Below are 6801 nucleotides of genomic sequence, written 5' to 3' on the forward strand. Positions count from 1 at the left end.
TCATCCGCCCTCGGGCACCTTCTCCCCGTGAAACGGGGAGAAGGAAGGCTCAGGCCTCAGGCCGTCGGCTGCTTGGTCTTCCTGAGATAAGGCAGCACCGTCTCATACGCCCCGAAGCGCTTGATCGCGTCCTCGTTGGAAACCGCGGCGGTGATGATGACGTCCTCGCCCTGCTTCCAGTTCGCCGGCGTCGCCACTTGATGCTTGGCCGTCAGCTGGATGGAATCGATGACGCGCAGGATCTCGTCGAAGTTGCGGCCGGTGGTCATCGGATAGGTCAGCACCAACTTTATCTTCTTGTCCGGCCCGATGACATAGACCGAACGCACCGTGGCGTTGTCGGCCGGCGTGCGGCCTTCCGAGCTCTCGCCGGCGCCTGCCGGCAGCATCTCGTAGAGCTTGGCGACCGCGAGGTCCTTGTCGCCGATCAGCGGATATTTCACCTCCTGGCCGGTCGCCGTCTTGATGTCAGCCTGCCATTTGTCGTGGCTGGCGACCGGGTCGACGGAAATGCCGATGATCTTGACGTTGCGCTTTTTGAATTCGCCTTCCAGCCCGGCCATCGTGCCGAGCTCGGTCGTGCAGACCGGCGTGAAATTCTTCGGGTGGCTGAACAGCACCGCCCAGCCGTCGCCGATCCATTGATGGAAGCTGATCGTCCCTTGCGTGGTTTCGGCCGTGAAGTCCGGCGCGATATCGTTGATACGAAGACTCATGACGTGTCCCTACCCTTTGACTGTCGCCGGCATGCCGCGCCGGCACCGCTCGCAATCTCTACCACTCTGACCGCATGCTTCATACGGCAACCGCCGCCGAGAATGGCACCGGCGACGAAATATTTTCACCTTTTCCGGGCAAATGCGGCAGGAATTTCTGCCGCGTCGAGGCTCAGGCCTTCTTGATCGCCAGCGTCGTCGCGAGGTCTTCCATGCGCTGGGCCAGCGCGCCCAGCGCATCGGTCAGCACGCTGTCGTTCTTGCCGGCCTTGGCCAGCGCCTCGTCGCGCGTCTTGCGCAGCGTCACCACTTCGCTTTCCATGCCCTTGACGCGTTTCTGCAGCTCGGAAAGCTCGTCCATGACCATGATGCCGGCCATCACCGTCAGCCGCTGGTCGCCGATCTCGCCGAACGAGTCCTTGAGATGCGCGACATAGCGGTCGAAACGCTCGGCCAGGTCGATCAGATGCTCTTCCTGGCCCTCGTCGCAGGCCATGCGATACTGCTTGCCGTCGATGGAAACCGTGACCTGTGCCATTGGCCTACCTGTCCAACACCGCGCGGATGGTTTCCATGGCGGTCACCAGCCGGCGCGAGACTTCCTTGTTGGCGTCTTCCAGCCGTTCGGCTCGCGCTTCGGAATTGTCGAGCTCCTGCGCCAGCCTGGAGCGATCGGCGTTCATGCGCTGCACCTCCGCCTCGGCCTCCGAATAGTCGCGCTCGTGCTCGAGCTTGGCCGCGACGGCGTTTTCCAGGCCTTCGATGGCTTTGCCCAGCCTGGCGATGACTTCCTTGAGCGTCGTTTCCCCGGTCATGGCTCGTCCTGCACCCTGCCCATCACCGAATCGTTCGCGTTCAGAACGCGTTATCCAGGAAACATTAGGCGCCGTGTGAAGGCAACGTCAATAAAGCTCTCGCGACTGTCCCCCGCTAACGCTAATGTAAGTCTGTCGGGACCATCACAAGGCCGGCAAAAACGCACCGATTTGTTGACTCAAGGGCCGCGCCTGCTATGTGTCGCGCACCCTTTCCAGGCCTCTCCCAAGGCCTCAAACCCCCACCCCGGAGGAAGCATGACCTCGCGTGAACAACATGACCGGATGGCCAATGCGATCCGTTTTCTCTCCATGGACGCAGTCGAGAAGGCGAATTCCGGCCACCCCGGCCTGCCCATGGGCTGCGCCGACATCGCCACGGTGCTGTTCACCCGCTTCCTGAAATTCGACGCCAGGGCCCCGCACTGGGCTGACCGCGACCGCTTCATCCTGTCGGCCGGCCACGGCTCGATGCTGCTCTATTCGCTGCTTTATCTGACCGGCTACGAGGACATGACCCTCGACCAGATCAAGAATTTCCGCCAGCTCGGCTCGAAGACCGCGGGCCACCCCGAATATGGCCATGCCGCCGGCATCGAGACCACCACCGGGCCGCTCGGCCAGGGCCTTGCCAACTCGGTCGGCTTCGCGCTCGGCGAGCGCATCATGAATGCCGCCTTCGGCAAGGATCTCGTCGACCACTACACCTATGTGCTGGCCGGCGACGGCTGCCTGATGGAGGGCGTCTCCCAGGAGGCCATCGCGCTCGCCGGGCATCTCAAACTCAACAAGCTGATCGTGCTGTGGGACAACAACAACATCTCGATCGACGGTCCGGTGTCGCTGGCCGACAACACCGACCAGGTCGCCCGCTTCCAGGCCTCCGGCTGGAACGCCAGCCACATCGACGGCTTCGATCCGGAAGCGATCGCCTATGCGATCGAGGCGGCGCGTCACTCCGACAAGCCGACGATGATCGCCTGCAAGACCACCATCGGCTTCGGCGCCCCGACCAAGGCCGGCACCAACAAGGCGCACGGCTCGCCGCTCGGCGCCGAGGAGATCGCCGGCGCGCGCAAGTTCTTCGGCTGGGACTCGCCGCCCTTCGAGATTCCGGGCGACATCCTCGACGCATGGCGCGCGGCGGGTCAGGCCGGTGCCAAGGCCCGCGCTGACTGGGAAGGGCGTCTCGCCAAGACGGACGCCGAGCTGAAGGGCGAGTTCGAACGCCGTGTCAGTGGCAAGCTGCCGTCGAACTTCGACAGCGTCATTGCCGACTACAAGAAGAAGCTCTCGGCCGACAAGCCAAAGGTCGCCACCCGCAAATCGTCGGAGATGGCGCTCGAGGTCATCAACGGCGCTGTGCCGGAAACCATCGGCGGCTCGGCCGATCTCACCGGCTCCAACAACACCAAGACCAGCCAGACCAAGAATATCACGCCGGACGATTACGGCCAGCGCTATGTCCACTACGGCATCCGTGAGCATGGCATGGCGGCGGCGATCAATGGGCTAACGCTGCATGGCGGCCTTATCGCCTATGGCGGCACGTTCCTGTGCTTCTCCGACTATGCCCGGCCTTCGATGCGCCTGGCCTCGCTGATGGGCATTCGTTCGATCTTCGTCATGACCCATGACTCGATCGGCCTTGGCGAGGATGGGCCGACGCACCAGCCGGTTGAGCATATGGCAGCGCTGCGCGCTATTCCGAACCACAAGGTCTTCCGCCCGGCCGACGCGGTCGAGACGGCGGAATGCTGGCAGCTGGCGCTCGAATCCGAAAAGACGCCGTCGACGCTGGCGCTGACCCGCCAGAACCTGCCGACCGTTCGCACCGAGCACAGCGAGAAGAACCTCAGCGCATCCGGCGCCTATGAGCTGGCCGCGGCAAACGGCGAGGCGGCGGTGACGATCTTCGCCACCGGCTCCGAAGTCGAGGTCGCGCTCGGCGCGCGTGATTTGCTGCAGCAGCACGGCCACCCGACCCGCGTCGTATCGGTGCCCTGCTTCGAACTGTTCGATCAGCAGAGCGACGACTACCGCAGAAACACGATCGGCAGCGCGAAGGTGAAGGTCGCCATCGAGGCCGGCATCCGTCAGGGCTGGGACCACATCATCGGCAGCGACGGCATCTTCATCGGCATGACCGGCTTCGGCGCCTCCGGCACCATCGAGCAGCTCTATCCGCATTTCGGCATCACCGCCGATGCTGCGGCGAAAGCGGTGGAAGCCCGCCTGCATGGCAAGTAAGGGTTGAGGCAAGCGAGCCCGCCAAAACCGCGCATGGCCGTTTCGGCGGACTGGCCCAACCTAATCGATTTAAATCCAGGCCTTCCAAGGCTGGATTCTTTGTCCGTCCGCCGCTATGAAGCTGCGGACCCCATCCGCCTCCCAGGGAGAGAAACATGACCGTCAGAGTTGCCATCAACGGATTCGGCCGCATCGGCCGCAACATCCTGCGCGCCATCCATGAATCCGGCCGCAAGGACATCGACGTCGTCGCCGTCAACGATCTCGGCCCGGTCGAGACCAATGCGCATCTGCTGCGCTACGACAGCGTGCATGGCCGCTTCCCGCACGAAGTGACGGTCGACGGCGACCAGATCTCGGTCGGCTCTGAGAAGTTCAAGGTCACCGCCATCAAGGACCCGACCCAGCTGCCTTGGAAGGAACTCGGCATCGACATCGCGCTCGAGTGCACCGGCATCTTCACCGCCCGCGACAAGGCCGCCGCGCATCTCACCGCCGGCGCCAAGCGCGTCATCGTCTCGGCGCCGGCCGAAGGCGCCGATCTCACCGTCGTCTACGGCATCAACCACGACAAGCTGACCAAGGACCATATCGTCATTTCGAATGCGTCCTGCACCACCAACTGCCTGGCGCCGCTGGCCGCCGTGCTGCACGAGACGGTCGGCATCGAGAAGGGCATGATGACGACGATCCACTCTTACACCGGCGACCAGCCGACGCTGGACACCATGCACAAGGATCTCTACCGCGCCCGCGCGGCTGCGCTGTCGCAGATTCCGACCTCGACCGGTGCGGCCAAGGCGATCGGCCTTGTGCTGCCCGACCTCAAGGGCAAGCTCGACGGCATCTCGATCCGCGTGCCGACCCCGAACGTCTCGGTCGTCGACTTCAAGTTCATCGCCAAGCGCTCGACCACCGCGCAGGAAATCAACGAAGCGGTGATCGCCGCATCCAAGGGCAAGCTGAAGGGTGTTCTGTCGGTCACCCATCACCCGAATGTCTCGATCGACTTCAACCACGATCCGCATTCCTCGATCGTGGCGCTTGACCAGACCAAGGTGATGGACGGCAACTTTGTGTCGGTGCTGTCCTGGTACGACAATGAATGGGGCTTCTCCAACCGCATGGGCGACACCGCCGTCGCCTTCGGCAAGACCATCGCCTGATCGACGCAGGCCGCAATCTTTCCAGATCAGACGCCCGGCTTCGGCCGGGCGTTTTTCGTTTGCAGGCCGGCTGGCGCCCCGAGCGGCAAAACCCCCGGAAATCAGCCCCATAGGAGCAAAAAATCACGCTGCCGCCTTGCGCTGGTCATGTCTTCGCCCCACTCTGCCGTAAAGCGGGGAGGGAGGCGGATTTGAGGGGCAATTCCGGATGGAGCATGCGATCTATCTTGTAACGCTGGTCGGCACCGCCCTTGTCGTTGCCGCCGCGTTTTCGAGCCTGATCGCCTTTCGCTTCGGCGCTCCCCTTCTGCTGCTGTTCCTCTGCATCGGTCTGGCCACCGGAACCGATGGTCTCGGCATCGAGTTCGACAATGCCCGCCTGGCTTACTTTGCCGGCTCACTGGCGCTGGCCGTCATCCTCTTCGATTCCGGGTTCGGCACGCCGCTCAATGCCTTGCGCCAGGCGGCCGGACCGGCACTGTCGCTGGCGACCGTCGGCGTCATCCTGACCACCGGCCTGTTCGGGGCCGCTGCCTATTACATGCTCGACCTCACCTGGCTGGAATCCTTCCTGCTCGGCGCCGCCGTCGCCTCGACCGATGCAGCGGCCGTCTTCTTCCTGCTGCGAGCCGGCGAGATCAATCTGCGCGAGCGCGTGCGCGCGACGCTCGAGGTGGAATCCGGCACCAATGACCCGATCGCCATCTTCTTGACCATCACTCTGGTCGAGATCATCGCCGCCCACGCCAATCCCGAAGCCAATGTGCTTGCCACCAGCCTCGTGCTCGGCTTCCTCATCAGCATGGGGCTTGGCGCCGTCATCGGCGTTCTCGGCGGCCTTGCCATCGTGCGCCTGGTCGAGCGGCTGAACCTCGACCACGGCCTGTTGCCGATCTTCGTGCTGACGCTGTCGCTGATGGTGTTCGCGGCCGCCGGCGCCATTGGCGGCTCGGGCTTCCTGGCGGTCTATCTCGCCGGGCTGGTATCGGGCAATTCAGACATCCGCGCCGTCACCATCCTTAGGCGCTTCCAGGACGGCATGTCGTGGCTGGCACAGATCATCATGTTCCTGATCCTTGGCCTGTTTGCCACGCCCTCGCAATTTCCGGCGATCCTGGTGCCGGCGACCTTGCTCGGCCTGTTCCTGATCTTCGTCGCGCGGCCGATCGCCGTCTGGCTCTGCCTGGTCACGTTCCGCCTGCCACGGCCCGAGGTCGCTTTCGTCTCATGGGTCGGCCTGCGCGGCGCGGTCTCCATCCTGCTCGCCATCACGCCGCTGCTCGGCGGCCTGGAAAACGGCCGCCTCATCTTCAACGTCGCCTTCATCATTGTGCTGGTGTCGCTGGTCGTGCAGGGCTGGACCGTCGGCCCGCTGGCGCGCCGCCTCGGCCTCATCGTGCCGGCGAGGCTCGGGCCCCTGGACAAGGTCGAGCTCGAACTGCCGGGCTCTGCCCATCACGAGCTGCTCGCCTATCGCGTGGCGCCGGGCAGCCCGGTGGCGCGTGGCGAGCGCATCCCGCGTTGGGCGCGGCCCTCGCTGGTGCTGCGCGACGGCCGCTCGATGCGCTTCCAGGACATGGGCCGGCTCGCCGCCGGCGACCAAGTATACATCTTCGTGCCGGACCGTTATCCGCGCCTGCTCGACAAGCTGTTCGCCAGCCGCGCCGTGGTCGATCCGGAGGACGCGGACTTCTTCGGCGCCTTTGCGCTAGATCCGACGCGCTCGGCCGAGGAGTTGGAGGCTGCCTACGCGCCGGGCTTGACCGAGGCAGAACGCAAGCTGACGGTCGGCGCCCTGGTCACGGAGCGGCTCGGCGGCCATCCCGCATATGCCGCCCGGGTGCTGATCGGGCC

6 protein-coding genes are annotated in these 6801 nt (G+C 64.5%); 3 read left to right on the plus strand and 3 right to left on the minus strand.

Going from position 1 to position 6801, the window contains the following annotated elements:
* Nucleotides 1–56: 56 nt before the first annotated feature.
* From EN742_RS18780 to EN742_RS18790, 3 genes are all read right to left on the minus strand, one after another.
* Nucleotides 57–716: a peroxiredoxin gene (locus tag EN742_RS18780; RefSeq protein WP_126057975.1), complete on the minus strand. Its 660-nt coding sequence runs from the start codon at nt 714–716 to the stop codon at nt 57–59.
* Nucleotides 717–888: 172 nt separating this feature from the next.
* Complete coding sequence (locus EN742_RS18785) at nt 889–1254, minus strand: cell division protein ZapA (RefSeq protein WP_126057974.1); 366 nt, start codon at nt 1252–1254, stop codon at nt 889–891.
* Between the two features lie 4 nt (nt 1255–1258).
* Complete coding sequence (locus EN742_RS18790; protein WP_006200774.1) at nt 1259–1531, minus strand: DUF4164 domain-containing protein; 273 nt, start codon at nt 1529–1531, stop codon at nt 1259–1261.
* Nucleotides 1532–1789: 258 nt separating this feature from the next.
* Here EN742_RS18790 and tkt point away from each other — a divergent pair, with 258 nt between their 5' ends.
* The 3 genes from tkt to EN742_RS18805 form a co-directional block, all read left to right on the plus strand.
* Nucleotides 1790–3781: a transketolase gene (tkt, locus tag EN742_RS18795; RefSeq protein WP_126057973.1), complete on the plus strand. Its 1992-nt coding sequence runs from the start codon at nt 1790–1792 to the stop codon at nt 3779–3781.
* 155 nt (nt 3782–3936) lie between these two features.
* Nucleotides 3937–4947 (plus strand): type I glyceraldehyde-3-phosphate dehydrogenase, encoded by a 1011-nt coding sequence (gene gap / locus EN742_RS18800; RefSeq protein ID WP_126057972.1) that lies wholly within the window; start codon nt 3937–3939, stop codon nt 4945–4947.
* A gap of 208 nt (nt 4948–5155) precedes the next feature.
* Nucleotides 5156–6801 (plus strand): potassium/proton antiporter (locus EN742_RS18805; RefSeq protein WP_128333139.1); only part of this gene is annotated, 1646 nt, incomplete at its 3' end.

Origin of the sequence: Mesorhizobium sp. M4A.F.Ca.ET.020.02.1.1 (assembly GCF_004022645.1) — a bacterium.
GTDB lineage: Bacteria > Pseudomonadota > Alphaproteobacteria > Rhizobiales > Rhizobiaceae > Mesorhizobium.